Here is a 986-nt window from a genome sequence, read left to right on the forward strand (position 1 = left end):
CTTTATTAAACTATCCTGCCCGTTACTTCAATATCAACGTGTTTATTTCTATATTCAAGGCAATAATTCCTCTAACACAACCCTTAAGGAGGAATTGATTTTGCAATTAACAAACGCCTGGGAACTTTATGAATCGGATAAGAGGATTGAAGGATTCTCTCCACAGACATTAAAAGCGTATAGACTCCAATCTAAGTTACTCATCCATCACTTTAATGATGTAAGTATTGGATCAGTAACAACCGATCAGTTGAAAGGATACCTAGCAAAATCCAGTGAACACTTAAAGCCATCAAGTTTAGCTCATCGGATTCGATTTATTAAATCACTATTTCGTTGGTCACACGAGGAAGGGCATATTCAAAAAAATCCAGCTGCAAAAATTAAAGAACCTAAACAAGGAAAACGGATTCCGAAATTTTTAACGGAGAGAGAAATTGAACATTTTAGGGAAGCGTGTTTTACTCCAATGGAAAAAGCATTATTTGAATTTATGTTTTCAACAGGTTGTAGAATAGGTGAAATTGTTTCTCTTAATAAAAATAGTATTAATTGGTCAAATCGCTCTGCAATTGTACTTGGAAAGGGTGATAAGGAAAGGGAGGTTTACTTTAATATACGGTGTGAAATCTGGCTAAAGCGATATTTAGATCTTCGCCAAGATAATGACCCAGCTATTTTTGTTACGGAACGACACCCGCACCGAATGAGTATTGGTCAGATGAGGTACATCATAAAGCGAATATCAAGCCGTGCAGGGATCAACAAAGAAATACACCCACACCAACTACGCCACAGCTATGCCACCCACTTATTGAACAACGGAGCTCCTATCGATGTTATTCAAAGTTTACTAGGGCACGAAAAAAGCGAAACCACTAGGATTTATGCTCAGTTAAGTGGCAGCCTTAGAAGAGAATTTTATAGGAAATATTTTTAGTGATGAATGGCAAAAGGCATCGGACAATTTGAGGTGACCCCCGAAA

1 protein-coding gene is annotated in these 986 nt (G+C 37.4%); it reads left to right on the forward strand.

Annotated elements, in window-relative coordinates; all coding sequences use genetic code 11:
• Nucleotides 1–100: 100 nt before the first annotated feature.
• On the forward strand, nt 101–940 hold the full coding sequence (locus V7124_RS25995; protein WP_335494820.1) for a tyrosine-type recombinase/integrase: 840 nt from the start codon (nt 101–103) through the stop codon (nt 938–940).
• Nucleotides 941–986: the final 46 nt, after the last annotated feature.

Source organism: Neobacillus niacini, from assembly GCF_036961885.1.
Lineage (GTDB): Bacteria > Bacillota > Bacilli > Bacillales > Cytobacillaceae > Neobacillus > Neobacillus niacini_H.